Source organism: Alteromonas sp. 4NH20-0104, from assembly GCF_057547795.1.
Map to the genome: position 1 here is coordinate 18,066 of NZ_BAAJLP010000034.1, position 25,768 is coordinate 43,833.

General features: G+C 49.4%; 24 protein-coding genes and 1 pseudogene. 15 read left to right on the forward strand and 10 right to left on the reverse strand.

From position 1 onward, the window contains the following. Positions 1-44 precede the first annotated feature (44 nt). On the reverse strand, positions 45-2,726 hold the full coding sequence (gene gyrA, locus AC27IB_RS19755) for a DNA topoisomerase (ATP-hydrolyzing) subunit A (RefSeq protein ID WP_296045871.1): 2,682 nt from the start codon (positions 2,724-2,726) through the stop codon (positions 45-47). Between the two features lie 290 nt (positions 2,727-3,016). Here gyrA and ubiG point away from each other — a divergent pair, with 290 nt between their 5' ends. The 4 genes from ubiG to yfaE all read left to right on the forward strand — a co-directional run bounded on the left by ubiG (position 3,017) and on the right by yfaE (position 7,954). After that, a complete protein-coding gene (gene ubiG / locus AC27IB_RS19760) occupies positions 3,017-3,727 on the forward strand; it encodes a bifunctional 2-polyprenyl-6-hydroxyphenol methylase/3-demethylubiquinol 3-O-methyltransferase UbiG (protein ID WP_487123061.1) in 711 nt (236 codons plus the stop codon). A 429-nt stretch (positions 3,728-4,156) separates the two neighbouring features. Then, on the forward strand, positions 4,157-6,478 hold the full coding sequence (gene nrdA, locus AC27IB_RS19765) for a class 1a ribonucleoside-diphosphate reductase subunit alpha (protein ID WP_487123062.1): 2,322 nt from the start codon (positions 4,157-4,159) through the stop codon (positions 6,476-6,478). Between the two features lie 63 nt (positions 6,479-6,541). Further along, positions 6,542-7,672: a class Ia ribonucleoside-diphosphate reductase subunit beta gene (gene nrdB / locus AC27IB_RS19770; protein WP_487123064.1), complete on the forward strand. Its 1,131-nt coding sequence runs from the start codon at positions 6,542-6,544 to the stop codon at positions 7,670-7,672. Between the two features lie 9 nt (positions 7,673-7,681). Continuing rightward, positions 7,682-7,954 carry a class I ribonucleotide reductase maintenance protein YfaE gene (gene yfaE, locus AC27IB_RS19775; protein ID WP_487123066.1) on the forward strand — a complete coding sequence of 91 codons (273 nt, stop codon included), beginning with the start codon at positions 7,682-7,684 and terminating at the stop codon, positions 7,952-7,954. Here the strand turns inward: yfaE and AC27IB_RS19780 are convergent. The 5 genes and pseudogenes from AC27IB_RS19780 to dapA all read right to left on the reverse strand — a co-directional run. Continuing rightward, positions 7,951-8,124: pseudogene (locus tag AC27IB_RS19780) on the reverse strand (flagellin); the annotation flags it as partial. The gene yfaE and the pseudogene AC27IB_RS19780 overlap by 4 nt on opposite strands. Before the next feature lie 43 nt (positions 8,125-8,167). Further along, the gene (locus tag AC27IB_RS19785; RefSeq protein ID WP_487123068.1) at positions 8,168-9,013 is read right to left on the reverse strand and encodes a DMT family transporter; all 846 of its coding nucleotides are present in this window, start codon (positions 9,011-9,013) and stop codon (positions 8,168-8,170) included. Positions 9,014-9,169: 156 nt separating this feature from the next. After that, positions 9,170-9,883: a phosphoribosylaminoimidazolesuccinocarboxamide synthase gene (gene purC / locus AC27IB_RS19790; RefSeq protein ID WP_487123070.1), complete on the reverse strand. Its 714-nt coding sequence runs from the start codon at positions 9,881-9,883 to the stop codon at positions 9,170-9,172. A 13-nt stretch (positions 9,884-9,896) separates the two neighbouring features. Then, entirely contained in the window at positions 9,897-11,012 is a 1,116-nt protein-coding gene (gene bamC / locus AC27IB_RS19795) for an NlpB/DapX family lipoprotein (RefSeq protein ID WP_487123072.1), read from the reverse strand. 9 nt (positions 11,013-11,021) lie between these two features. Then, entirely contained in the window at positions 11,022-11,906 is an 885-nt protein-coding gene (gene dapA / locus AC27IB_RS19800) for a 4-hydroxy-tetrahydrodipicolinate synthase (RefSeq protein WP_487123074.1), read from the reverse strand. 238 nt (positions 11,907-12,144) lie between these two features. Between dapA and AC27IB_RS19805 the strand changes: the two genes are divergently transcribed. The 3 genes from AC27IB_RS19805 to AC27IB_RS19815 all read left to right on the forward strand — a co-directional run bounded on the left by AC27IB_RS19805 (position 12,145) and on the right by AC27IB_RS19815 (position 14,145). After that, entirely contained in the window at positions 12,145-12,678 is a 534-nt protein-coding gene (locus tag AC27IB_RS19805; protein WP_296045842.1) for a glycine cleavage system transcriptional repressor, read from the forward strand. A 4-nt stretch (positions 12,679-12,682) separates the two neighbouring features. Next, positions 12,683-13,153 carry a thioredoxin-dependent thiol peroxidase gene (gene bcp / locus AC27IB_RS19810; RefSeq protein ID WP_487123076.1) on the forward strand — a complete coding sequence of 157 codons (471 nt, stop codon included), beginning with the start codon at positions 12,683-12,685 and terminating at the stop codon, positions 13,151-13,153. Between the two features lie 113 nt (positions 13,154-13,266). After that, on the forward strand, positions 13,267-14,145 hold the full coding sequence (locus tag AC27IB_RS19815; RefSeq protein WP_487123078.1) for a dienelactone hydrolase family protein: 879 nt from the start codon (positions 13,267-13,269) through the stop codon (positions 14,143-14,145). Between the two features lie 62 nt (positions 14,146-14,207). Here AC27IB_RS19815 and AC27IB_RS19820 read toward each other — a convergent pair whose 3' ends face one another. After that, the gene (locus AC27IB_RS19820) at positions 14,208-15,284 is read right to left on the reverse strand and encodes an AI-2E family transporter (RefSeq protein ID WP_296045833.1); all 1,077 of its coding nucleotides are present in this window, start codon (positions 15,282-15,284) and stop codon (positions 14,208-14,210) included. Positions 15,285-15,591: 307 nt separating this feature from the next. Between AC27IB_RS19820 and bepA the strand changes: the two genes are divergently transcribed. Next, positions 15,592-17,061 (forward strand): beta-barrel assembly-enhancing protease, encoded by a 1,470-nt coding sequence (gene bepA / locus AC27IB_RS19825; RefSeq protein WP_487123080.1) that lies wholly within the window; start codon positions 15,592-15,594, stop codon positions 17,059-17,061. Here the strand turns inward: bepA and AC27IB_RS19830 are convergent. Then, positions 17,047-17,559, reverse strand: coding sequence for a TlpA family protein disulfide reductase (locus tag AC27IB_RS19830; protein ID WP_296045827.1), 513 nt, complete (start codon positions 17,557-17,559; stop codon positions 17,047-17,049). The two genes, bepA and AC27IB_RS19830, sit on opposite strands and share 15 nt — an antisense overlap. Positions 17,560-17,631: 72 nt before the next feature. On the opposite strand from AC27IB_RS19830, the gene arsC reads away from it, so the two are divergent. Genes arsC through AC27IB_RS19850 form a run of 4 tightly spaced genes read left to right on the forward strand, consistent with a single transcriptional unit; the run spans position 17,632 to position 20,967 of the window. Then, complete coding sequence (gene arsC, locus AC27IB_RS19835; RefSeq protein ID WP_487123082.1) at positions 17,632-17,985, forward strand: arsenate reductase (glutaredoxin); 354 nt, start codon at positions 17,632-17,634, stop codon at positions 17,983-17,985. Positions 17,986-17,987: 2 nt separating this feature from the next. Continuing rightward, positions 17,988-18,602 (forward strand): NAD(P)H:quinone oxidoreductase, encoded by a 615-nt coding sequence (gene wrbA, locus AC27IB_RS19840; RefSeq protein WP_296045822.1) that lies wholly within the window; start codon positions 17,988-17,990, stop codon positions 18,600-18,602. Between the two features lie 5 nt (positions 18,603-18,607). Further along, on the forward strand, positions 18,608-19,027 hold the full coding sequence (locus tag AC27IB_RS19845; RefSeq protein ID WP_296045971.1) for a DUF2069 domain-containing protein: 420 nt from the start codon (positions 18,608-18,610) through the stop codon (positions 19,025-19,027). Next, positions 19,000-20,967 carry a hypothetical protein gene (locus tag AC27IB_RS19850; protein WP_487123085.1) on the forward strand — a complete coding sequence of 656 codons (1,968 nt, stop codon included), beginning with the start codon at positions 19,000-19,002 and terminating at the stop codon, positions 20,965-20,967. The genes AC27IB_RS19845 and AC27IB_RS19850 overlap by 28 nt, the downstream gene beginning before the upstream one ends. Here AC27IB_RS19850 and hda read toward each other — a convergent pair. After that, complete coding sequence (gene hda / locus AC27IB_RS19855; RefSeq protein WP_487123087.1) at positions 20,964-21,719, reverse strand: DnaA regulatory inactivator Hda; 756 nt, start codon at positions 21,717-21,719, stop codon at positions 20,964-20,966. The genes AC27IB_RS19850 and hda overlap by 4 nt on opposite strands. A 2-nt stretch (positions 21,720-21,721) precedes the next feature. Further along, entirely contained in the window at positions 21,722-23,059 is a 1,338-nt protein-coding gene (locus AC27IB_RS19860; protein WP_296045814.1) for a DUF2066 domain-containing protein, read from the reverse strand. Between the two features lie 250 nt (positions 23,060-23,309). Here AC27IB_RS19860 and purM point away from each other — a divergent pair, with 250 nt between their 5' ends. From purM to AC27IB_RS19875, 3 genes are read left to right on the forward strand one after another with little or no spacing between them, the layout of a single operon-like run. Continuing rightward, positions 23,310-24,347: a phosphoribosylformylglycinamidine cyclo-ligase gene (gene purM / locus AC27IB_RS19865; protein WP_487123089.1), complete on the forward strand. Its 1,038-nt coding sequence runs from the start codon at positions 23,310-23,312 to the stop codon at positions 24,345-24,347. Between the two features lie 4 nt (positions 24,348-24,351). Next, the gene (gene purN, locus AC27IB_RS19870; RefSeq protein ID WP_487123091.1) at positions 24,352-24,999 is read left to right on the forward strand and encodes a phosphoribosylglycinamide formyltransferase; all 648 of its coding nucleotides are present in this window, start codon (positions 24,352-24,354) and stop codon (positions 24,997-24,999) included. Next, the gene (locus AC27IB_RS19875) at positions 24,959-25,726 is read left to right on the forward strand and encodes a DUF3108 domain-containing protein (RefSeq protein WP_487123093.1); all 768 of its coding nucleotides are present in this window, start codon (positions 24,959-24,961) and stop codon (positions 25,724-25,726) included. The genes purN and AC27IB_RS19875 overlap by 41 nt, the downstream gene beginning before the upstream one ends. Positions 25,727-25,768: the final 42 nt, after the last annotated feature.

A 25,768-nucleotide genomic window follows, 5' to 3' on the forward strand; every position in this document is an offset into this window, starting at 1 on the left:
AATAAGAGCCGCTTGCGATGCTTGTTGTATCCTTTATCGCAGGATTATTCGTCTGTCGTTGACTCATCTGCGCCGTCTTGCGCGGCGTTGGTGTCGACGGCCTCAGCCTCGTCACCTTCGGCTTCGATTAAATCAGCCTCTTCGATTTCTTCGATTCGCTGCAGGGCAACTAACTGCTCATTTTCACCCGTACGGATCAATCTCACACCCTGGGTATTTCGCCCAACGGTAGAGACTTCGCTCACTCGGGTTCTTACCAGCGTGCCGGCGTTACTGATCAACATGATTTCATCGTTTTCATCAACCTGAACCGCCCCTACCACTTTACCGTTGCGATCCGATACCTTGATTGACACAACGCCCTGGGTTGCACGACTCTTAGCTGGGTAATCATCCAGCGGTGTACGTTTACCGTAACCGTTTTCGGTGGCAGTCAGTACCGCACCGTCACCACGTGGCACGATTAGCGAAACAACTTTCTGGCCATCTGGCATCTTAATACCACGAACACCTGTTGCAGTACGGCCCATTGGACGCAGTGCCAGCAGCTCTTCGCCGGTTTCCGGATCAAGTTTCACTGCACCGGTTTCTGCGTCGCGTTGCTTCTCGTTGAAGCGCACTACTTTACCAGCGTCTGAGAACAACATGATATCATCATCACCGTGCGTAATCGCTACGCCGATCAGCTCATCACCGTCATTCAGGTTAACTGCAATAATACCGTTAGAACGAGGACGTGAATACATTGTCAGGCTGGTTTTCTTAACCACACCGGCTGCCGTTGCCATCAACACGAACTTGTCTTCTTCAAACTCTTTGATTGGCAGGATAGCGGTAATACGTTCGTCTTCTTCCAATGGCAGAATATTAACAATCGGACGACCACGGGCGTTACGGCTGGCCAGTGGCAGCTGATACACTTTCAGCCAGTACAAGCGGCCACGGGTAGAGAAACATAAAATATGATCGTGAGTATTGGCAACCAGCAGCTTGTCGATGAAGTCTTCATCCTTCATCTTCGTTGCCGACTTACCACGGCCACCGCGGCGCTGGGCTTCATACTCAGACAGTTTCTGATATTTCACGTAGCCTTCGTGAGAAAGGGTAACCACCACTTCTTCACGTTCAATCAGGTCTTCCAGGTCTATATCGTGGCTGGCAGCGGTAATTTCGGTACGACGCTCATCGCCGAACTCATCACGCACTTTTTCCAGTTCTTCACGAATAACTTCCATCAAACGTTCCGGGCTACCCAGAATGTGCAGTAACTCAGCAATCAGTTCAAGCAGTTGCTTGTATTCGTCGAGGATTTTTTCGTGCTCAAGACCAGTCAGCTTGTGTAAACGCAGATCAAGAATGGCCTGTGCCTGTTGTTCGGTCAGATAGTATTTACCATCACGGATACCAAACTCCGGCTCCAGCCAGTCTGGACGTGCCGCATCATTACCAGCACGTTGCAGCATTTCTGCCACGTCGCCGAGTTCCCAACCGGAACCTACTAATGCCTGTTTAGCTTCTGACGGACTGGGTGACGCTTTAATTAATTCGATCACCGGATCGATGTTAACCAGTGCAATCGCCAGACCTTCAAGGATATGGGCGCGGTCACGGGCTTTACGTAATTCGTAAACCGTACGACGGGTAACCACTTCACGGCGGTGTAATACAAACGCCTGCAGAATTTCTTTAAGGTTAAAGACCTTCGGCTGATTGTTATCCAGTGCCACCATATTAATACCAAACACGGTTTGCATTTGTGTATTGGCATACAGGTGGTTAAGCAGCACTTCTGCTGATTCGTTGCGTTTCACTTCAACAACAATGCGCATACCGTCTTTATCCGACTCATCGCGCAGAGCAGAAACACCTTCGATACGTTTTTCTTTTACCAGCTCGGCAATCTTTTCGATTAAGCGGGCTTTGTTAACCTGGTAAGGAATTTCGGTAACGATAATGGTTTCTTTACCATTGTCTTCGGTTTCAATCTCAGCGCGGGCGCGCATGTAGATTTTACCGCGACCAGTCCGGTAAGCATCAACAATGCCTTTACGACCACTGATTAATGCCGCGGTTGGGAAGTCCGGACCCGGGATGTATTCCATTAGCTGGTCAACATCCAGTGACGGCTCATCAATTAAAGCGATACAGCCGTTAACAATTTCGGTGAGATTGTGTGGGGGTATGTTAGTAGCCATACCAACCGCAATACCAGAAGACCCGTTGACCAACAGATTGGGGATTTTTGTTGGTAATACATCCGGAATATGTTCTGTACCATCATAGTTAGGTACAAAATCAACGGTTTCTTTATCCAGATCGGCAAGCAGTTCGTGAGCAATTTTTGCCATCCGAACTTCGGTATAACGCATAGCGGCGGCGGAGTCGCCATCTACCGAACCAAAGTTACCCTGACCATCGACCAGCATGTAACGTAAAGAAAATGGCTGCGCCATACGTACAATGGTGTCGTACACCGCTGAATCACCATGGGGGTGATATTTACCGATGACGTCTCCCACCACACGGGCAGACTTTTTATAAGGTTTGTTAAAGTCATTCTTCAACTCATTCATGGCAAACAGTACACGGCGGTGTACTGGTTTCAGGCCATCACGTACGTCAGGCAGTGCGCGCCCAACGATAACGCTCATCGCATAATCCAGATACGACGTTTTGAGCTCTTCCTCAATATTAACGGGGAGAATTTCTTTGGCGTTATCAGTCATAAACTGCTTGGTCCCTTATTATAAGTTTGTCGTAATCCTGATAGTTCCTGACGATCCTGCGTCGGGATCCCCTTGGATCACGCATTGGGGGTCTTCTAATTAACCAATGAGTTTATCACCCAAATCAGCATTTATGTAGTGATTAATGCATCCTTACGACCACTTATCCGCCAAGCGTTTATTTTTTGCGCGATTGCTATCCCGGGCGGCAAATAAGCCATGTGCAGATTACCGATTTGCGGTAATGTAAAACGGATATTGAACTTCAGGTAAGATGAAATCTCACACTCATGACACAAACACAGCAAAATGTAGATCAAACGGAAATCGATAAGTTTTCTGAAATCGCCGCCCACTGGTGGGACCCACAAGGCCAGTTTAAGCCTTTACATGCCATCAACCCTTTACGACTCTCTTATATAGAAGAAAGAAGTGACGGCCTATTTGGCAAACACATTCTGGATGTCGGTTGCGGTGGCGGTATTCTGGCCGAATCGCTGGCTGCAAGAGGCGCGGAAGTAACCGGTATCGATATGGCCAGTGCTTCACTGGAAATCGCCCAGTTGCATAGCCTGGAAAGTGGCGTGAAAGTGGATTATCGCTGTGTAAGTGTTGAAGACCTGGCGCTGGAACAACCAGAATCTTTCGACGTGGTAACCTGCATGGAAATGCTCGAGCACGTGCCCGACCCGAGTTCGGTTATCCGGGCCTGTGCAACATTGGTAAAGCCCGGCGGTAAGGTGTTCTTTTCGACGTTAAACCGTAATCTCAAATCTTACCTGATGGGCATAGTCGCAGCCGAGTATGTATTACAGTGGGTGCCTAAAGGGACACATCAGTATCAGCGTTTCCTCAAACCGTCTGAATTAATGAAGATGGCCGATCAGGCTGGCTTGTTTACGCGCTCTGCCACCGGCTTACATTTTGATCCCTTTAATCAGGCATTCGTATTATCGGATCGGAACGTTGACGTCAACTATATTTTGCAATGTGAAAAATGAGCGTCACACAATATATAGTGCCAATAAATTATTCTAAGCACTATATATCGCAATTTTATAAAAATTAAATATTCGGATTAAATTGTTTTAAGCGATCGTAAAAAAAATCTAAAGTGCTTGCATTCGTCCAGATCTTGCTTCGTTCAAACGTCAAAGGTTAGTCAATACTAACCTTTTTACAGAGAAGATTTGATCGCTGAATTAAGCACCAGATATTGGGTTGCATTAAAGTCAAAACCTCACTATCTTGTGTTTATCCGATAGCAGTCTTGTTTAAAAAACCGACTGATACAGGTATTTCTCAGGCGGATTAAACATTCACGGATCGAAGCGATCGCCGATGGATCCCTTCGAAATTTATAATTTAAAACATATTGGGCAGTGCAAGCTTGCCCCGCGAAAAGCGCTAACTGACAAACGGCCACTAAAATGAATAACAATTTATCAGTCACCAAACGCAATGGTGAAAAAGAGCCCATTGATCTCGATAAAATTCACAAAGTCATTACCTGGGCAGCCAAGGGACTCAATAATGTCTCGGTATCACAGGTAGAAATTAAAGCCCACATTCAGTTTTACGACGGTATCAAAACCGCCGAGATCCATGAAACTCTCATTAAATCAGCAGCAGACCTGATCTCAACTGAAGCGCCGGATTACCAGTATCTGGCGGCGCGCCTGGCCATTTTCCATTTACGCAAAAAAGCGTTTGGTGAATTTGAGCCACCCAAGTTATTCAATCATGTTGCCCGTATGGTCGACATGGGTAAGTACGATACGCACTTACTGGAAGATTATACGCCAGAAGAATTTGCCGAGCTGGATAGCTACATCGATCACTGGCGTGACATGAATTTCAGCTATGCGGCCGTTAAACAGCTGGAAGGTAAATACCTGGTGCAAAACCGGGTTAGTGGTGAAATCTACGAAAGTGCCCAGTTCCTCTACATTTTGGTAGCGGCCTGTTTATTCGCAAACTATCCAAAAGAGACCCGTTTGCAGTACGTACGTCGTTTTTACGATGCCACCTCTACATTCAAGCTGTCTCTGCCAACGCCTATTATGTCGGGCGTACGTACCCCTACCCGTCAGTTCAGCTCTTGTGTATTGATTGAAACCGGCGACAGCCTGGATTCTATTAATGCCACCGCCAGTGCCATTGTTAAATACGTGAGCCAGCGTGCCGGTATCGGTGTTAACGCCGGCCGAATTCGCGCATTGGGCAGCCCTATTCGCGGTGGTGAAGCCTTCCACACCGGTTGTATCCCGTTTTACAAATACTTCCAGACAGCGGTTAAAAGCTGTTCTCAGGGCGGTGTTCGTGGCGGCGCAGCAACGTTGTTTTACCCGTTATGGCATTTGGAAATTGAATCACTGCTGGTACTGAAAAATAACCGTGGTGTAGAAGAAAACCGCGTACGTCATCTCGACTACGGCGTACAGTTTAACAAGCTGATGTATCAGCGCATGATGAAAGACGATTACATCACGTTGTTCAGCCCATCCGATGTACCGGGCCTTTACGATGCCTTTTTTGCCGACCAGCCTAAGTTTGAAGAGCTGTACGTTAAGTACGAGCAGGACGAGTCAATCCGCAAGAAACGCATTAAAGCCATGGAACTGTTTGGTTTGTTTATGCAGGAACGCGCCAGCACTGGCCGTATTTACCTGCAAAATGTTGATCACTGTAATACGCACAGTCCGTTTGATCCTACCGTTGCGCCGGTACGTCAAAGCAACCTGTGTCTGGAAATTGCGCTGCCAACCAAACCACTTGAACATGTTAACGATGAAAACGGCGAAATCGCGCTCTGTACTTTGTCGGCCTTTAACTTAGGCGCTATCAAGTCGCTGGATGAATTTGAAGAGTTATCAGATTTAGCCGTTCGTGCCCTGGACAGCCTGTTAGATTATCAGGACTACCCGGTACCGGCAGCTTACAATGCCACGATGAATCGTCGTACGCTGGGTATTGGTGTGATTAACTTTGCTTACTACCTGGCCAAAAATGGCGTTAAGTATTCAGACTTCAGTGCTAACAGCCTGGTACACAAAACCTTCGAAGCCATGCAGTATCACCTGCTCAAAGCGTCGAACAATCTGGCGAAAGAAAAAGGCGCATGTCCTAAGTTTAATGAAACCACCTATTCGCAGGGTGTTCTGCCAATCGACACTTACAAGAAAGATCTCGATGCGGTATGTAACGAACCTCTGCATCTCGACTGGGAAGGACTGCGCAAAGACATCGTAGAACACGGCTTACGTAACTCTACCCTGTCGGCACTGATGCCATCGGAGACCTCTTCTCAGATTTCTAACGCGACCAACGGTATTGAACCGCCACGCGGCCACATTAGCGTTAAATCGAGTAAAGACGGTGTGCTTAAACAGGTTGTTCCTGAGTATGAGCGCTTAAAAGATCAATACGAACTACTGTGGGATATCCCGTCTAACGATGGTTACCTGCAATTGTGCGGTATTATGCAAAAATTTGTCGACCAAACCATTTCGGCTAACACCAGCTATAACCCGTCTAAGTATGAGAACAGCAAGGTGCCTATGCGCCTGTTGCTTAAAGACCTGCTTACGGCTTATAAACTGGGCGTCAAAACACTGTATTACCACAACACCCGTGATGGTGCTGCCGATGCGCCGGTGGAAACAACTACCGCCGCCGCAGCAAAACCAGCCGCTCAGGAAGTCGTGATAGAAGAAGACGACGATTGTGCCGGCGGTGCTTGTAAAATATAACATTTGTTCATTTGCCCGGCGTTAGCCGGGCTTCTTATTGCGCTAGTGAAGTGATAATAAAATATGAAATACACCACGTTTAATCAGCAAAATGTGAATCAGCTCGACGAGCCGATGTTTTTTGGTAATCCGGTTAACGTCGCCCGTTACGACCAACAAAAACATTCAATATTTGAAAAGCTCATCGAAAAGCAAATTAGCTTTTTCTGGCGTCCGGAAGAAGTGGATGTCACCCGTGATCGGGTCGACTTTCAAAAGCTGACCGAGCCCGAAAAGCACATTTTCATCTCCAACCTGAAATATCAGACACTGCTTGATTCGGTTCAGGGCCGTAGCCCGAATATCGCTTTTTTGCCGATTATCTCGTTACCGGAACTGGAAACCTGGGTAGAGACATGGTCGTTCTTTGAAACCATCCACTCCCGTTCTTACACGCACATTCTGCGTAACCTGTTTACCGATCCGAGCAGCATTTTTGAAGATATTGTGGTTAACGATGAGATTAAACGTCGCGCTACCGATATCTCCAAGTACTATGATGACCTGATTTACGCCACACAACTCTGGCAAACCCAGGGCGAAGGCATGTACACCAACGATGGCGAACCTTACCCGGTTAACATGCGCGAGCTAAAGAAAAAGCTCTTCCTATGCATGAACTCGGTTAACGCACTGGAAGCCATTCGGTTTTATGTTTCATTTGCTTGTACCTTTGCCTTTGCAGAGCGTGAACTGATGGAAGGTAACTCCAAGATCATCCGTCTGATTGCCCGTGATGAAAATCTGCATCTTACCTCTACCCAACACATTCTGAATCTGTGGGCTAAAGGCAAGGATGACCCGGAAATGGCAGAAATAGCAGAAGAATGCGCTGAAGAAGCCAAAGCCATCTTTATGAAGGCTGTCGAACAAGAGAAGCAGTGGGCAGAGTACCTGTTCCAGCATGGCTCTATGATCGGCCTGAACAAAGAAATTCTGTGTCAGTATGTAGAATACATCGCGAACCAGCGAATGGCCGTTATCGGCATGGGTCAGCCCTATGACGTAACCTCTAACCCGCTGCCATGGATGAACAACTACCTGATCTCTGACAACGTGCAGGTAGCACCACAAGAATCTGAGATCAGTTCTTACCTGGTAGGTCAGATTGACTCTGCTGTTAGCGAAGACGACTTTGCCGATTTCGAATTATAAATAGCAGGCATGACCGACCGCGACAACACCTACCGTATCGATATCCTCGATACGGTAACGGTGACCGCATCACCCGATAAAACGCTGCTGGAAAGCCTTGAATCTCAACAGATTGACGTGCAATACCATTGCCGCGAAGGGTTTTGTGGTGCCTGTCGCACCACCCTGTTGGAAGGCGAAGTGGAATACACTACCGATCCCCTCGCCTTTATTGATGATGATGAGATCCTACCCTGCTGCTGCAAGCCGCTTAACCATTTAAAAATTAAATTGGTTTTTTAACTGTTTAGTAAGGTTAAGGCGATTTGAGGCCGCTGGTTGGCCTGACTGAGTATCGACTGACTGGCTTGCTGGATGATTTGGTTTCTTGCCAGGCTGGCCGTTTCGCTGGCGTAGTCTGTATCTCTTATTTGTGATTGTGCGGCACGGGTGTTTTCGGCATGAATCGACAGTTTAAGGTTGAGAAAGAACATAATTCGGCATGAAAAACGCCGCTTACGCAGCGATTTTTTTCACCCAAATCACCATGGCCACACCGCCAAGAACGGCCAGTGAACTTAAGATAATCCTCAGAGTGACCGTTTCATCCAGGAACAACCACCCGGCAAATACCGCCAGAACGGGTACGGATAGTTGTAAGGTAGCGGCTTTAACTGCTGGTATGTGTGCAAGAATGCTATACCACAAGGCATAACCTAATGCCGAGGCAATAGCACCTGAAGCAACTGCGTAAGCCATGCCTTCAGCATGAAACTCCCCGCCCGGCCAGAATATCACCAGCAATACCAGCGCCAGCGGCGTGGCGCGGATAAAGTTACCCGCTGTGGCCTCAATAGGAAGTTTAGCGCCTTTCCCTCTTAACGAGTAAATGCCCCACGCTATGCCTGCCGCCAGCATCATCAGCGCGCTGGAAAGCTGTGGTACTGCCGCGTTAGGAAGCAGGAGCAGAACCAGGCCAACCAGGGCGAGCAGAAATCCGCCCCACTGCAGTGCACTCATCCTTTCGCCATTAAACAACCCCCAACTGATCATAGTCACCTGCACCGCACCGAAGAGCAGCAAAGCGCCGGCTCCTGTAGTCATGCTGATATAGGCAAACGAAAAGCCGGCAGCATAAACAAACAGCGCTATAGCCGAAGCCATATTGCCTTCTTGTAGTGGTTTTTGGTTACGCATAACCACTAAAAGGGTTAACATCAGGGCGCCACTGGTTAATCGCCAGAAGGTAAACGAGGCCGGGTCGATATCGGTTTCTACCAGCGCCATCCGGCACAGCAACGAGTTAGCCGCAAAAGCCGTCATGGCTAAGCATGCCAACAAAACCAGTTTTATGAGTGACATAGGGTGTCCCGCTAATCGTTTTAAATAGTGTTACATACGGTTTACTAAATTCAATACCACTTAGCGCCTATTCATTACTGATAGCGCTAAATACCAGACCGTATTACAGGCAAAAAAATACCCGCTCAATGGCGGGTATTCTTCAAAATGTGGCAATTAAAGTTTTAAACCCAAACGGTCAGCTACTTCAATGTAGGTTTCTACCACTGAGCCCAGGCCCTGGCGAAAACGGTCTTTGTCCATTTTCTTGCGGGTTTCTTTATCCCACAAACGGCAACCGTCTGGTGTAAACTCATCACCCAGGACAATGTTACCTGCACTGTCTACGCCAAACTCCAGTTTATAATCAACCAGCATCATGCCGCCTTCATCAAACAAGGCTTTGAGCACATCATTGACGGCAAAAGTCAGCTCTTTCATTCTGGCTACCTGAGCGGCTGTCGCCCAACCGAATGATTCAATGTGATAATCATTGACCATAGGATCATGCAGCGCATCGTTCTTTAAAAAGAATTCAAACACCGGTGGGTTTAGCAGCTTGCCTTCTTCGACGCCCAGACGACGAACCAGAGAGCCCGCCGCTACGTTTCGAACCACACACTCAACCGGGATCATATCCAGCTTTTTCACCAGTGACTCGGTATCCGACAGCAGTGACTCTACCTGCGTAGCAATACCGGCTTGTTCCAGCTTGGTCATGATAAAGTGGTTAAACTTATTATTGACCTCGCCTTTACGATCTAACTGTTCGATTTTTTCACCATCGAAAGCCGAAGTATCGTTGCGAAACAATAAAATTAACTTGTCACTGTCGTCTGTGTGATAAACAGTTTTCGCTTTACCGCGATAAAGCTCGTCGCGTTTTTCCATTATAGGTCTCGTATTAAATGTCTAAGCCGTCTTCAGTCATTACCTGTTCAAAAGGTTTGAACAGATCAGCAACCTGTTTGGCATCAAATGGTGTGCTTTCATTATCCATAAAGGTGATAGACGTTTTAGGGCCTAATTTCGTCACCTTCAGGCGATAGTCTTCATAATCCAGCAACTGTGCATCGTTGGATGAAAACAGGTCACGCCACCAACTCACCTGCTCATCAGTATACTGCACAAAAATCAATCCGTTCGACTTATCTAAATCTTTTACGTTGAAGCCCAGTTTACGCAGTACCAGTTGGATACGTGGCCAGGCAATATCGTAGTTCGCATCGAGCACAAACGCCGGGTTACCGTCGTCATCAAAGCCCATATCCATGTCCAGACCCTGACGAATTTGTGCGATACGACGATTGGTTTCGAGTTGGTTAAGGTACTCGTAGTGGCCAATCACACGGTTTAACACCATCACTTCGTCGCGGCGTTTTTCCATGGCGTTTAAATCGCCAATCGATTTATCGCCATTTTCGTAATCCAGTAACGCAACCGATAACTGCGCTGTGCGGCCATGAGGTTTTAATTCAACATCAAACTTATAGCGACCTTTACCAGTCACTTCACCTTCGTCAGACGACCAGTCGAACCAGCCGCCATTACCTTCTTCGGTGCTGGCCGGGGCAACATTCATCCAGCCGGTGATCAGCTCACCCTGTTCAGGACTGAAGTTATCAACGCTGATCCCTTTTTCTTCCAGGTAACCAATCAGTGAATTCCAGATAGTTTTATCCAGCGTCTCTGAATCTCTAATCTGATCGAGCAGTACCGATGCGCCTTTAGAGCCCTCTTCCACGTGTGAGCCCTGTACCAGCGGGATCACCAGTGCCGGTGGCACTACTTCGAGGTTACGTCCTACCAGCGTGGTATCTGCTGTCTGTTGCAGGGCCGGAATATTATAGTCGCTGGTAAATTCCGGCGCATCAAGTTCGGTTGGCACTTGTAACTGCGTGCGCTCTGTCGATTTTAAGTATTCGTAACTCCCGGAGGCCGTCACGCGTTCTTGTTGTGAAGCACAAGCAGTAAGAACAAGGCTGGCAATACCGCTGACCAAAGCCAGTTTTTTATTCATAGTTATCTCTTATTCTGAAATTAAAGCGTATTCATGTAATAACGCTTCGATGCTTTTTTGGCTCGCAAGTTCCGGTAAAACCATCGGCAAGCGTAAAAAGGGGCTTTTCATCATGCCCATTTTATACAATGCCCACTTCGGGATCACCGGATTTGGTTCAATAAACAGTGCTGAGTGAAGTTTTTCAATGCTGGCATTGAGCGCCCGACAACGGGCGTGGTCGCCGGCCAGGGCCGCTTCGCACATTTGAGCAATGGCCGCAGGCACAATATTGGCGGTTACCGAAATAACGCCATGGCCGCCTTCACATAAAAATTCACATGAAGTGCCATCATCACCGCTAAGGAGAACGAAGTCATCGTTAACTAAAGCCTGGGTGGCTTTTAAACGGGCGATATCGCCGGTGGCGTCTTTCAGGCCAACAATTTTAGGGTGTTTAGCCAGCTCAGCTACCGTTTCAGGCAGCATGTCTGCCACAGTGCGCCCGGGCACGTTATAAAGCAGTACCGGTAAATCGGTGGCGTCGGCTACGGCTTCAAAATGGGCAATCATGCCTTTTTGCTGAGGCTTGTTGTAATAAGGTACAACACTTAAAAAGCCATCGATGCCCAGGCCGGCCATCTGTTCGCTTAGAAAAATAGCCTCTGACGTGGAGTTTGCACCACTCCCGGCAATGATTTTGGTGCGTCCTGCAGCAGCGTCAACCGTTTGTTTGACCACTTCAATATGTTCATCAAAAGGCAGTGTGGCTGACTCGCCGGTAGTGCCTACCGACACAATACCGTGAGTGCCCTGTTGGATATGGAACTCCACCAATTCCCGCAGCGCAGGATAATCAATTTGGCCGTCATCAAACATTGGGGTGACAAGCGCAACGTAACTACCGGTAAACATATTCTCTCCACTTTTTGCGAGCGCACATGGTAATTGCCGTACTGGTTAAAAACAAGCATTTGAACGCCCCGAATGCATATTATTACCAGAAAATGACCGTTTTTAATTTTACAGCCCCTAATTTAAATCTGTTTACCGATATCCTTGAATTTATATCCGGGGGAAATCAGACCTGCGGGCGGTTCGACTTTGGCCACGGCTATGGTAGAATCTGCGCCCCTTAATACGAGTCAGGTCCATGAAACAACAGTTAATCGCGGTTATTTTAGGTACCGATCAGGTGGGTATTCTTAGCGATATTGCCACCCTGGTCAGCGAATCAGATTGCAATATTCTTGACAGCAGACACGCTATTTATGGTCAGGAATTCTCGTTAACCATGATCATCGAAGGCACCCATAACGCCATTACGCGGGTCGAACTCAGTATTCCTGAGATGTGCCAGCGCCGTGATCTGTTGTCGATTCTGAAACGTACTCGCGAACACACCAAACAAAATCTGACTCACCTTTACGACGTTGAATTTAATGGTGTGGATAATCCGGGGCAGATCCAGGCCATTACTCGCTTTTTTGCCGACCAGCACGTCTCTATCAGCGCCTTTCGTCAGACCACCAGTGTGGACGATGATAACGGCCACAAAATGATGCGCTTTAAGTTGGTGGTAAATATCCCTGACGACGTTGCCATGCCGGAGTTTCGCTATAACCTGAATTTGCTGTGTCAGGTACTTCACCTGACATCCAACATTATTGATAAACATAAGGGATAATAATATGAATACACTTACTGCCGGTGACGCTGCGCCACTTTTTAGCCTGCCCGATCAGGACGGTAACCCGGTTGCGCTTGAGTCATTGAAAGGTAAAAAGGTACTGGTTTATTTTTACCCTAAGGCCATGACACCAGGCTGCACCGTGCAGGCGCAGGGTCTGCGTGATATTCAAAACGAACTACAGCAGAAAAATGTAGTGGTTCTGGGTATTAGTCCGGACGCGGTAAAACGTCTGCCTAAATTTATCGAAAAAGAACAGCTGAACTTTACCCTGCTGTCAGATGAAGATCATACGGTTGCCGATGCGTTTGGCGTATGGGGCCCTAAAAAGTTTATGGGTAAAGAATACGACGGCATCCATCGTATTACCTTCCTGATAGATGAAGAAGGCAACGTTGAACAGGTCTTTAATAAGTTTAAAACCAAAGAACACCACCTGGTCATCCTTAATTATCTGAATAACGGCGAATAACGCCGGCTCCTGGCAGGTCGCCCGACCTGCCAGCATTTAATCACGCAAGTAAACAAACTTTCCCCGTCATTTCAGCGTATTATTTCCTTAGCTCCCCCTTTTGAGGAAATATCATGTGTGACAATTCAACCGAACAGGATATACAACGCGTTACCGCGCAAGGCGGCACGATTAACCGACGCCAGTTTAATCAGTTGTTGGCATTGGGCACCCTTAGCGCAGTCATGCCGCAGTTTGCAGTAGCCGATGAGAGTATTATGCATCAGGAAGTGACAGTGAAAACCCCTGACGGCATGGCAGACTGTTTGTTTACGGCACCCAAAAGCGGCACGCATCCGGCCATTGTCATGTGGCCTGATATTAAAGGCCGCAGAGCGGCTTTTGATGTAATGGGCCAACGCCTCGCCGCACAAGGCTACGCGGTATTGGTGGTGAATCCTTTTTACCGGGATACCAGCGGCGCCGCCCTGCCAAAAGGCGTTGAATTTCCCTCACCTGAAGCGTGGCAAACACTTTCGCCCATGCGCGAAAAGCTCACACAACAAGCCGTGGTAAGCGATGCCCAGGCATTCTTCGCCTTTCTTGATGAGCAATCTTCGGTTGATGCAAAACGCCAGGGGGCGTTAATGGGTTACTGCATGAGTGGCGCATTTACGATGTTTGCGGCAGCCGCCATGCCCGGCAGAATTGGGGCCATTGCCAGCTTCCACGGCGGTGGTCTGGCAACCGATAAGGCCGATAGTCCCCACCATACAGTCGCGCAGTCTGATGCATTGGCACTGCATGCCATTGCCGAGAATGACAATGAACGTTCACCACAGATGCAGCCCCTGCTTAAAGAGGCGTATCAGGCTGCAGGCCTCACCGCTCATATTGAAGTCTATGCAGAGACTTTACACGGCTGGACGCCACCGGATTCCAGAGTCTATAACGAGAAGCAGGCTGAACGAGCCTGGCAACAAACGCTGGCGTTATTCAACCAGGCGTTGTGACTTAAAGAGAAAAAGGGTTACAAAACAACAACGGCCAGTCAGACTGGCCGTTTTATCCGTATTCAGGCTTCATCGCCGGTAGGTTTGTGTTCCGGGGATGACGACCAGGCAGTGACCACCGCTTTCACCAGAGTGGCCAGCGGTATGGCAAAGAAGACCCCCCAGAAGCCCCATAATCCACCGAAGAACAGCACTGCAATAATGATATACAGCGGATGCAGGCTAACCGCTTCGGAAAACAGAATAGGTACCAGCAGGTTGCCGTCCAGCGCCTGAATAATGCCGTAAGCGACCATCAGGTACCAGAACTCGGGCGAAATTCCCCATTGGAACATGGCCACAACCCCTACAGGAATGGTTACCACGGCGGCGCCGATATAAGGTATCAGCACCGAAAGCCCGACCAGTACCCCGAGTAATAGAGCATACCGCAGGTCCATAATGGCAAAGGTTACACAGGACACCCCGCCAACAATAATAATTTCGATGACCTTGCCCCGGATGTAGTTGGCTATCTGCACGTTCATTTCATTTCCTACCTGAGCGATCAGACGACGCTCTCTGGGCAGAATCCGGGAGATACTGTCGGTGAAATACTGCTTGTCTTTAAGCATAAAAAACACCATCAGCGGTACCAGAATGAAATAAATCAACAACGCTGCCACACTGGTAATTGAACCAATTGACGCCGATAAGGCCTGCTCACCAAAATCAACCAGCCGCTGGTTAGCGCCTTCCATCATCTCGTAGATATGTGAAAACTGCACATATTCCGGGTATTTATCCGGCAAGGTCAAAAGCCAGGATTGCGCATTCTGCCAGATAGTGGGCAACTCCTGAGCCAGACTCACGCTCTGCTTGGTGACTACCGGTACCAAACCAATGGCCAGTAACACCATGACCAGAATAAAGCACAGCAGCACCAGGGCCACTGCCGGAGAACGCCCCAGGCCCATACGGTTTAACTGAGTGACCGGCCAGTCCAGTAAATAGGCGACCACGGCGGCTACAATAACCGGCATCAGCATGTCGCCCCACAGCAATAGCAAGGCACTACTGATCAAAATAAGTATAAGCAGCATGGCTGCATCAGGGTCGGAAAACTTGCGTTTGTACCAGCGCCCAAAAACACTAAACATTTAAAATTCCTTCACGCATTTTCTGCCAGCAGTGATTGCACTGCCCGGCTAAAAAGCTAACTACCGGCACTTTACAATTGAGAGCGCTACTATACCGACAAACACTTGAATTGTAACGCATAGAACTTGCACCCTGACGCCCCTTATGGTGTGATCAGACCATCAGCGCGATTGCAGTGTTGCCCCTTCGGCTTCACTGCACCATGGCATGGTAAGGGTGAAATCTGAAATATATTACCAAATTCAGGGAACTGAATGCCGTCAGATTGTCGTATATATAGCAGTATCAGGCTTTATTTGAGGGAAAATGAGACAATTTTTTCGACCCGGTATCCTGGGTGTGTCAATGGGCATGGCTACGGCGTTGTTGCCGGTATCCTCTGTTGGCCAGTCTATCGGTAGCGATAAAAATACGCTGCCGGACATTGGCGTGGTCGCATCAGAAGTCCTTACGCTGGATAAAGAAATGCTGGTCGGTGACGCCATAATGCGGCAAATGCGCGGCCAGGCTCCGGTCATTGACGATCCGGTGCTCACCGAATACATCCAGGATCTCGGCAACCGGCTGGTGCTTCAGGCCGAAAACACCAAGTTCCCTTTCGAATTTTTTATTATCAATAACAGCGCAATGAATGCTTTCGCCTTTTATGGCGGCCACGTGGGCGTGCACTCTGGTATAATTACCCGCGCCGACACAGAAAGCGAAGTAGCGTCGGTACTGGCGCACGAAGTCACCCACGTTACCCAGCGCCATCTGGCTCGTCGCGCCTTATCGCAGCAACGAAGCTCTCCGCTGCAGATCGCTTCGATGTTAGGCAGTATTTTGCTGGCCATGGCCAATCCGGAAGCCGGTATTGCCGCCATGCAGACTTCCACGGCTGTCGCTCACCAGCTCAATATTGATTACACCCGTTCCAACGAGCAGGAAGCTGATCGGATTGGTATTGATATTTTGTATCAGGCGGGTTTCGATCCAAAAGCCGCATCCACATTCTTTGGTAAAATGGCCGAAGAATATCGCACCAGGTCGCTTCCGCCAGAGCGCTTGTTAACGCACCCCTTAACCGAAAAACGGATTGCCGATGCCCGCAACCGCATGCGGCGGTACCCGGATGTAAGACTCCACCCTAGCCTGTCGTTTAATCTTGCTAAAGCGCGCTTGCTGGCCCGGTACCAGTTTGCTCCGGATTATGCACTGGAACACTTTAAAGCGGTGGTCGAGAATGACACGTTCCCAATCCGCGATGCGGGTCTGTACGGACTGGCTATTGCCTATCTGGCCAACGAAGAAAATCAAAAAGCCAAACAGATAAACGATCAGCTATTGGCCAGAACGCCGGGCAACCTGTTTTATGTCGATTTAGCTACGGATATCGCGCTGGCAATGGGCCAGGCTGATGAAGCCATAGCGATGCTACAAAAAGAGCTGCAACACAAACCGCGCAACAGCGTAGTGGTACTAAACCTGGCCAACGCTTACATGGCCAATAAAGATCATGAAACTGCCATTGAGTTAATCCGCGATTATTTGCTGGTACATCCTCACGATCAGCTGGCTTATCAGCTATTAAGTAATGCCTATAAAGCCGAAAAGTCTTATAAGGGGATGCACCAAAGCAAGGCTGAATTACTGGCGCTGTATGGTGCCTATCCCAACGCTATTGATGAGCTTCAGCACGCGTACAACTTTACGGGCGACGATCACCTTGAAAAACAGCGCATCCGGGCGCGAATTCAACAGTTCAGAGACGAACAGGAAAAACTAAAGCAGTTCTGATTGAGCCTGTTGAATAGCACTAATCAGCTTTTCCTGTGTAATTTCTCCGCGCAGGGTCACCGCAACCTCGCCTTCGGGCGAAATAATATAGGTAGTGGGCAATACAATGGGCATCGACACCGGCAAATCCGTCATGGCGTTACTGACTACTACCGGAAAACGAATGTTTTGTCTTGTTACCACTGCGCTGAGCGCTTCGTCGTCGAGTTCATCAAAACTCACACCAAGCACTCTGAACTGCTGTTCATTGTATACCTGGTTAAGCTCGGGAATTTCCCGTAAACAGGGCAGACACCACTCGGCAAAAAAATTTACTACCGTCCATTGCTCACTTTGCCAGCTAAACGGCTGACCTTGCACCGTGTGCACCGTTAGCGGCTGCATAGCTCTGAAGGCAATGCCGCCTGCCAGCGCCACAATCCCGGCAAGCAGCATCAGAACAACACGGAAAGATCCACGTTGTTGCTTTATTCGTTTATAATCTGCGACAATTTTCAATCTGTTCAACCTGATAAGCGTAAGTAAAACATCTGGCGCTATCATAACAACACAATAAATAAGTAGAACACTATGTCTGAAATAAAAATACTGCATAACCCACGCTGTTCAAAAAGTCGCGAAACCCTAAAACTTCTCGAGGAAAATGGCATTGCAGCCGACGTGGTCGAATATTTAAAGCAGCCGCTGACTGAAGCCGAGCTTAAAGCCTTATTCGCTAAACTGGGCTTGAGTGACGTGAAGCAAATGATGCGGGTTAAAGAGGCTGAATATAAAGAAGCCGGACTGAACGCCGAGGGGGTGACTGACCAACAGCGCTTTGCCGCCATGGTGCAGTATCCGAAACTGCTGGAGCGCCCGGTAGTCATAAACGGCGATAAAGCCCGAATTGGTCGTCCGCCAGAATCCGTACTGGACATCCTTTAATAATGGGGCCGGTACTGATCCTGTATTACAGCCGACACGGTGCCACTGAGCAGCTGGCGCGGGCAATTGGCGTAGGCGTGGAGGCCGGCGGTGCAACAGCCAGGATCCGCACCGTGCCCGCCATTTCATCCGATCCGCAGGCCGAGCAACCAGACGACCCGGCTGCCGGTCCGCCATACGTAACGCTTGATGATTTAAAAGACTGTAGCGCTCTGGCGCTTGGCAGCCCGACCCGCTTTGGTAATATGGCCGCGCCGGTGAAACACTTTCTCGATTCAACCAGTGGACTGTGGTTAAACGGTGCGCTGATCAACAAACCCGCTTGCGTGTTTACCTCTACATCCAGTATGCATGGTGGCCAGGAGTCTACCCTGCTGTCGATGATGCTGCCGCTGCTTCACCATGGTATGGTGATCGCAGGTCTGCCCTACTCTGAGCCGGCCTTACACAGCACTGCAACCGGCGGCACGCCCTATGGCGTAACTCACCTTGCCGCCAGCAATGTCACCACGTTAAGCAGTGACGAAAAGCAACTTTGCCACGCCCAGGGCAAACGACTGGCTAAGCTGGCCGGAACACTGATATCAATGAACACAGAAAAAGGTAAAGCAGTATGATCCCCATGTCGGCAAAGACCCAACGTTTTCGTTTACTGGCACTGGTCAGCCATCTTGGTTTGCTGGCCTGGATCACCTTGTGGCAACTTTTTTTAACAACCGATGAGCAGTATTCACTGGTCTTTATCTTTCTGTTGTACGTTTTACCCTTATTATTGCCGTTGCATGGCATCATTAAGGCAAAGCCTTACACCCATGCCTGGGCAAATTTTATTGCTTTATATTATTTACTTCATGGACTCACTGTCTTTTATGCCGTCGACAGTGAACGTTGGCTGGCCGCAGTGGAAGTTGTGCTGGTAGTCGGTATGTTTACCGGTTGCAGCGTATTTGCCCGCTTAAGAGGGCGCGAACTGGGCCTGGGGCTGAAAAAGCTAAAAGAGGAGATGAAAGAGGAATGCGAGAGGTTTTCAAAGCGTTCTTAGCCACCCGCAGTGCGGCCGCTTTATCGGCTGCGTTACTGATAGGTGGTTGTGGCGGTGGTGGCGATAGCGGTGGCAGCACCGTAACACCCACACCAGGAACTCCAGCGCCCGGATTCACCGAAGTTGCACCGGCCCTCACCGTGGATAACCTGCGCCTGTTTGGCGACCTGAATCCCAGTGTCGATGCCTCGGTGGGCTTTGTTGTGCTAAGCAACGACAGCCAGACTCTCGACACCATTGACTGGCAGCAAACCAGCGGCCCCGCCGTTGATTTACTGGCGGCCCATACCCAGGCCGTTGGCTTTGATATTCCGGCAACTGGCACCTATGAATTCACCGTTACCGCTACAACGACATCCGGTGAGCAACGCGCATTAAGCTTCACCCTCACCGCCGAAGCCTCCGGTGCAGAGAATCAGGCCAATATTCGTCTCGACCACATGGCAACCGAGCGCGGCCGGGTGTCTTTACGGGTCGACTCGCCCACCGCCAAAATCATAACCGATGCCCAGTGGGAACAACTGGCCGGGCCCCAGGCCGAAGAGATTGTATATCAGGAAGACAGCACCGGCGGACCATTGCAAAGCGCATTTTTTGCCGCACCGGAAGTGTCTGAAGACCAGGTCATGGAATTTGCGGTAACGCTGACCTTTGATGATGGCACCACAGCCAGTGACACCGTGTTAGTGGGGATCAACGATGCTACGATCAGCAGCAATGGTATCTTTACACAAAACGATATGTACCTGACTACCGACCTTATTCCGTACCGGGCTGATACGCCATGGGCAGAGGGGCTGGCACGCTGCGTTTATACCAATCAGCTGGTTAACAGTTGTACCTTTAGTGATTTGCCATTAATAGGCATGCAAACCAATAACCCCACCATTGAAACCATTTTAGATAAAACGTTGGTGTCACACCCGTGGATGGGCGACCGGTTTGCTGAGTTCCTGCAAAATTCTGCCACATCAGAAGACATGCTGAACTTGCTGCGCGGGGTGACGGCTATAGTGATTTCCTACGAGGTACGCCCGTCATTTTACTGGGTCCGCACCGGTGCTATTTATCTTGATGCGCGCAACTTCTGGCGCACACCTGAAGAACGGGATACGTTAAACACCGCGCCGGATTACCGCAGTGATTTTGGTAACGATTTGCAGTTTGGTATCTACTGGCGTTACGTTAAAGACAACAGCTATTACTATCCACAGGCGTCTCTGGCTGAAAGTAGCCGTAACAGCCGTGATCTGGCACAACTGGAAGCCGCTTTGGCGTGGCTGATGTATCACGAACTGGCCCACGCTAACGATTTCTTTCCGCCGACATCCTGGGCAAGCATCGCTGACACGCAAACGCCATTGAGTTTCTTCCAGAACAATGCGCCGCGCTCTACCCTGCTTTACAACCAATATCCACTGAATTCCTCAGTACTGGATGCCCTGGCTGATGTTTCCTTTGGCGGCGAAACGGCTACCACCGCGCAGCGTAATTACACGGCGAGTGAAGCCGCCGATGAATTCAGCGCTGATATCGCACCGGCGTTTTATGCTTATTACACCGAGCGGGAAGATTATGCCACGCTGTTTGAGCGGTTTATGATGCTACATCGCCTGGGCGTAAGTGCCGATGTGGGCGTCATTGGTACCAATAACAATCCCGATGCGCTCATCACCTGGGGCCAGCGTAACCGGATCAATCAGGATACGCTGCAGGCCAGAACGGCGTTCACGGTAGAGCGGGTATTACCTAACCTGAATGTAACGCAGATCCAGGCTGAATTACCGGCCACGATCCAACTGCGAGCGAATACCTCGTGGTTTGATTTTGCATCACTGACCAGTTCACCGCGTTTATCACCATTGCGAGTGGACGATTCAACGCAGCCCTACCGCCCGGCTCTGCAAATACGACACTGGGATAATCACCTGAGGTACTAGGAAGCAGAAGGATCCGTATCTTCAGCCAGCTCTCGTTTAACCAGAGCAACTGAGATTTTCTTTTGTTCCTGTAATGAGCGCTGGTCGAGTCGGTCGAGCAGCGCCATTAAACTGGGCAGGTCACGCTGGCTGTGATTCAGTAGATAGTGAAGCGCCTGCGCTGATAACGATAATCCCCGTTGTTGTGCCCGGGAACTCAGCACCTCGCCACGCTGCTCATCGCTCAGCGATACTAATTGATAAGTTAATCCGGCACTGATACGTGAACGCAGATCCGGTAGCCTGACGTCACTGGCGTTTGGCCCCGACTGGGCGGCAACAATTAACATCCCGAAGCGCGTTTCACTGACCCGGTTAATTAAGTCGAAAACCGCCTCTTCCCACGCCGCATGGCCGGCAATAGCTTCGAGATTATCCAAACAAATCACCGGCAGCTGTTCAAGCGCTTCAAGTAGCTTCGGTGACAAGGTCACTACATCGGTAAAATTCACATAAGCATGGGGGATTTCGCGGGCAGCCAATTGATGACACATGGCATACAGCAAGTGACTCTTGCCCCGACCGGAACTGCCCACCAGATTGATAAGCGGAATCGAAGCGGCATCCAGTAACGCCAATGCAGGCTCGCCTCGCCAGTCAGGCGAATGACTGGCGACACAGCTCAACAATGAAACCACCTCGTCATTACCGCCAGGGATAAAGCTGTCGAAGGTCTCATCATCAGGAAGCGTAACCGGTAAGGGCAGCTGCATGGTTACTGACTCCAGAAGTAATGCATGCCTTGAAGAGGCTGACCAAATGCATCGGTCAATGGTTGCAACTGACTGTCCAGCGACAATACCGAGCGCAGATCCTGTTCGGTCCCCAACAGGTTAAGCCTGAAAGTACTGACCATGCCCTGCTGTTTAACCAGCATGACTTTGTCGGTAACACTCAGGTTCTGCAAATAATTTTGTACGGCCACTACGCCGGCCAGGCTCGACAAATTGCCAACCGAGATTTCAAATGCCTGGGTTCTGTCGCCATCGGTGGGCAGGATCGCAAAGTTCTGCCCAAGATAGTTGGCGTAATCATTAATAAAGGTAGCCAGCAGTGCTTCCGGTTCATCGCCTATCAGGGTGTCATGGGTAATCTGATACGCCCCCTGGCTGGCCGCCAGGTAAAGATAATCCAGTGAGTAGCGGCCTTTTCTGGCGCGTGCCGCAACGGTTGAAAACTCTTCCTGGGTGAACACCGGCCCACTGGCCGATTCTTTTTCTACCCAGGACATCTGGATGGCATCCAACTCTGCCAGTAACGGCAAAATGACTTCACCGTATTCGTTTATTCTCAGCGCAGGGACTTTAAACGGTGCTGGCACAAAGCGGGTAGAAACCGGGCGTTCGGGCTGCTTATATACAAGCTCGCGGGTGCGATTGGGGTATAATCTTGCCGCTAAAACATAATCTACATTGTAGCGTTTTGCTGCGTTAACCAATTGCTCAGGAAACAATCCCCACACATCATAACCGTTAATAGTGAGTGTATCGTCTAAATCCATTAACGGCAGCGCCAGCGGAATACCGCGGGTATCAGCCTGGCGACGAGTCATTCTGGCCAGCGAACTTTGATTGCCATCGTCAACAATCCGACGTTCACCTTCCTGATCCTCGATGGCCAGCCATAACAACGCATCAGGGCGGCGACTGCCCCAAATGGGCAAGCCTTGTTTAACCAGTTCGGCTTCAATGAGTTCGCGGTCAAACTCGGCCACTAAAAACAGTTCACCCTGCTCTTCGGTAAAGCGGTAGGCTCGTAAATAGCGGTTGGCATTTTTACGCAGGGTATCCACGGTCTGGTAATCGCTGATGTCCTGCTGACCGGTTATTTTAACCAGCAACTGTTCCAGCGCTTCGCGGGTACCGTTGGTCAGTGCCCGGCTCGATTTGTTATCGACGATCACTTTTCCGGTACCGAGTTCTATAGTGGTACTGGCATGCGCTGCGCCGATCCATCCCGCCCCCACTAACAAGGTTATTGCGGCGGTCAGCTGCGAAATTTTTCTCGGTAATCTGAGTAATACTGGTACGGGCAAAAGCTTAGCAAACTCCATGTTAATACCAACAAAGGCGCACGCCCTCTGGGCGGTTTATTGTTATCTATTTAAACACGTTTTTCACCTTAATTATTGGCTTATCTGCGTTCTGTTTGCCAATAAGCCGACTGACTGGCGACAATTTATACAGACACCAGCTTAAACATTGGTGCAATTTGCCAAGTAAACCCTGCTTACACGTTGGACTTACCCCCGGATACTGGTAGAATCCGCGCATTCAAACCAGTCCATGCAACAAGGCTTACCCGTGTCTGAAAAAAATACGTCATTAAGTTACAAAGATGCCGGTGTCGATATCGACGCTGGAAACCAACTCGTTGAACGCATCAAGTCCGTCACCAAACGTACTCACCGTCCTGAAGTACGCGGTGGTTTAGGTGGCTTCGGTGCACTGTGTTCACTGCCGGAAAAATATAAAAATCCGCTGTTGGTCTCTGGAACAGATGGGGTTGGCACCAAGTTACGCTTAGCCATGGACTTTGAGCGTCACGACAGCGTAGGCATCGACCTGGTTGCTATGTGCGTAAACGATTTGATTGTACAGGGCGCTGAGCCGCTGTTTTTCCTCGATTACTATGCCACCGGCAAGCTTAATGTCGATACCGCTGCGGCAGTGGTTTCCGGCATTGGTACCGGCTGCGAACAAGCTGGCTGTGCGCTGATTGGCGGCGAAACGGCAGAAATGCCCGGCATGTATCATGGCGACGATTACGATATCGCGGGTTTCTGCGTTGGCGTGGTTGAAGCCGAGGATGTGATTGACGGCAGTACGGTTAAAGCCGGTCAGAAGATTCTGGCACTGGGCTCATCGGGTCCGCATTCCAATGGTTACTCATTAATTCGTAAAATTATCGAAGTCAGCGGTGCCGATGTTAACGCCAACCTGAACGGTTCGCCGGTAATCGACCAACTGCTTGCCCCAACACGCATTTACGTAAAGTCAGTACTGAAGTTGCTGGAAAGCGTTAAAGTATCGGCTATCTCACATATCACCGGTGGTGGTTTCTGGGAAAATATCCCGCGCGTACTGCCTGACGATAAAAAAGCCGTGGTCGATGCAAACAGCTGGGAATGGCCGGCTGTGTTCAACTGGCTGCAGGAAAACGGCAATGTTGAAACACACGAAATGTACCGCACCTTTAACTGTGGTGTAGGTCTTATTCTGGTAGTTGACGAGCAGGATGCTGACGCCGCCCTCGCGGTATTAAACGACGCTGGTGAAAAGGCCTGGTTGCTCGGTGAAATAGCCGAACTCGACGGCGACAATCAGGTTGAGATCAATTAGTCACATGAGTACACAACCTAACATTTGCGTTATGATTTCGGGTAATGGCTCTAACCTTCAGGCCATTATCGATTGGGTAGAAGCGGGCAAAATAAAGGCTAACATTGCTTGTGTCATTTCTAACCGTCCTGACGCCTATGGTCTGGAACGAGCCCGCGCTGCGGGCATCGAAGCTATCTGTTTGGATCACAAACAGTATGAAGATCGCGAAAACTACGATCAGGCCTTGCTAGCCACATTAGACAGCTATCAGCCCGATTGTGTTGTGCTGGCAGGCTTTATGCGCATTCTCACCACTGAGTTTGTTGAACATTTTAGCGGCCGCTTATTGAACATTCACCCGTCTTTGTTGCCTAAGTACAAAGGGTTAAATACCCATCAACGTGCACTGGAAAATGGTGACCGTGAACACGGCCTGAGTGTTCATTTTGTGACGCCTGAGCTTGACGGCGGGCCCGTCATCATTCAATGTAAAGTCCCGGTGTTTGAAGATGATAACGCCGATGCTCTGGCCCAACGGGTTCAGGAGCAGGAACGTAGTATTTACCCGCTAGTGGTTCACTGGTATTGCAGTGACCGGCTCAAAATGAACAACAATAAGGCATTATTAGATGGTAAAGTTCTTCCGGACAACGGTTACGCGAACGACTAAATCCCTTGGCCTGACACTCTTGTCAGGCTTTTTATGCATGTCGGCACTCGCCGATACCGCAGCAGCAGAATCCTCCCCGCTGATAACCCCTTTTGAAGCCGTGTACTACGCTTACAAATGGGATGATAATCTGGGCTCAGCCAAAATCTCACTGGAACAATTATCGGAAGGCCTGTACTCGCTGACTTATCAGTCGAAGGTGTCGAAGTTTTTCCTCTCCGACAAACGTTTTGAACACTCGATTTTTCTGGTAGACGGTGACCATCTGATCCCGCAGCAGTATAACTACTCGCGCACGGGTACAGGGCCAGATAAAAGTTTAAAAGTGGAATTTCCGGAGGTTGATGGCGGCCAAATCCAACTAAATAAAGATGATGAAGCCTTTACACTGCCCTGGCAGGGTGAGTTGGATAATCAGCTTTACCGCCTGGACGTGCCAATTCGCCTTGCTCGGGGGGCTGAGACGTTAAGCTACGACTTTATTAATTACCGGGGCCAACAACGCCATTACGGTATGCGGGTGATCGGCAAGGAACTAGTTGATTTACCCTACGGCAAAATTGAAGCGATTAAAGTAGAGATTGTTCGTGAATCAAAAAGCCGGCACACGCTGGCCTGGTTTGCACCGGATCTCAATTATCAGCTGGTACGCCTGCAACAGTTTAAAGATGGTGATGAGCAAGGCGATTTACGCTTAAAAGCTTTTTCCATCAAGCGAAGCGATTAATCAATTCGTGGCATGCTCTGAACGTGCATGCCACCATTCCCC

What these genes read in the sequence shown, in the direction of transcription:
- gyrA (WP_296045871.1), bottom strand. Translation starts at nt 2,726, where the DNA reads ATGACTGATAACGCCAAAGAAATTCTCCCCGTTAATATTGAGGAAGAG.
- ubiG (WP_487123061.1), top strand. Translation starts at nt 3,017, where the DNA reads ATGACACAAACACAGCAAAATGTAGATCAAACGGAAATCGATAAGTTT.
- nrdA (WP_487123062.1), top strand. Translation starts at nt 4,157, where the DNA reads ATGAATAACAATTTATCAGTCACCAAACGCAATGGTGAAAAAGAGCCC.
- nrdB (WP_487123064.1), top strand. Translation starts at nt 6,542, where the DNA reads ATGAAATACACCACGTTTAATCAGCAAAATGTGAATCAGCTCGACGAG.
- yfaE (WP_487123066.1), top strand. Translation starts at nt 7,682, where the DNA reads ATGACCGACCGCGACAACACCTACCGTATCGATATCCTCGATACGGTA.
- AC27IB_RS19785 (WP_487123068.1), bottom strand. Translation starts at nt 9,013, where the DNA reads ATGTCACTCATAAAACTGGTTTTGTTGGCATGCTTAGCCATGACGGCT.
- purC (WP_487123070.1), bottom strand. Translation starts at nt 9,883, where the DNA reads ATGGAAAAACGCGACGAGCTTTATCGCGGTAAAGCGAAAACTGTTTAT.
- bamC (WP_487123072.1), bottom strand. Translation starts at nt 11,012, where the DNA reads ATGAATAAAAAACTGGCTTTGGTCAGCGGTATTGCCAGCCTTGTTCTT.
- dapA (WP_487123074.1), bottom strand. Translation starts at nt 11,906, where the DNA reads ATGTTTACCGGTAGTTACGTTGCGCTTGTCACCCCAATGTTTGATGAC.
- AC27IB_RS19805 (WP_296045842.1), top strand. Translation starts at nt 12,145, where the DNA reads ATGAAACAACAGTTAATCGCGGTTATTTTAGGTACCGATCAGGTGGGT.
- bcp (WP_487123076.1), top strand. Translation starts at nt 12,683, where the DNA reads ATGAATACACTTACTGCCGGTGACGCTGCGCCACTTTTTAGCCTGCCC.
- AC27IB_RS19815 (WP_487123078.1), top strand. Translation starts at nt 13,267, where the DNA reads ATGTGTGACAATTCAACCGAACAGGATATACAACGCGTTACCGCGCAA.
- AC27IB_RS19820 (WP_296045833.1), bottom strand. Translation starts at nt 15,284, where the DNA reads ATGTTTAGTGTTTTTGGGCGCTGGTACAAACGCAAGTTTTCCGACCCT.
- bepA (WP_487123080.1), top strand. Translation starts at nt 15,592, where the DNA reads ATGAGACAATTTTTTCGACCCGGTATCCTGGGTGTGTCAATGGGCATG.
- arsC (WP_487123082.1), top strand. Translation starts at nt 17,632, where the DNA reads ATGTCTGAAATAAAAATACTGCATAACCCACGCTGTTCAAAAAGTCGC.
- wrbA (WP_296045822.1), top strand. Translation starts at nt 17,988, where the DNA reads ATGGGGCCGGTACTGATCCTGTATTACAGCCGACACGGTGCCACTGAG.
- AC27IB_RS19845 (WP_296045971.1), top strand. Translation starts at nt 18,608, where the DNA reads ATGTCGGCAAAGACCCAACGTTTTCGTTTACTGGCACTGGTCAGCCAT.
- AC27IB_RS19850 (WP_487123085.1), top strand. Translation starts at nt 19,000, where the DNA reads ATGCGAGAGGTTTTCAAAGCGTTCTTAGCCACCCGCAGTGCGGCCGCT.
- hda (WP_487123087.1), bottom strand. Translation starts at nt 21,719, where the DNA reads ATGCAGCTGCCCTTACCGGTTACGCTTCCTGATGATGAGACCTTCGAC.
- AC27IB_RS19860 (WP_296045814.1), bottom strand. Translation starts at nt 23,059, where the DNA reads ATGGAGTTTGCTAAGCTTTTGCCCGTACCAGTATTACTCAGATTACCG.
- purN (WP_487123091.1), top strand. Translation starts at nt 24,352, where the DNA reads ATGAGTACACAACCTAACATTTGCGTTATGATTTCGGGTAATGGCTCT.
- AC27IB_RS19875 (WP_487123093.1), top strand. Translation starts at nt 24,959, where the DNA reads ATGGTAAAGTTCTTCCGGACAACGGTTACGCGAACGACTAAATCCCTT.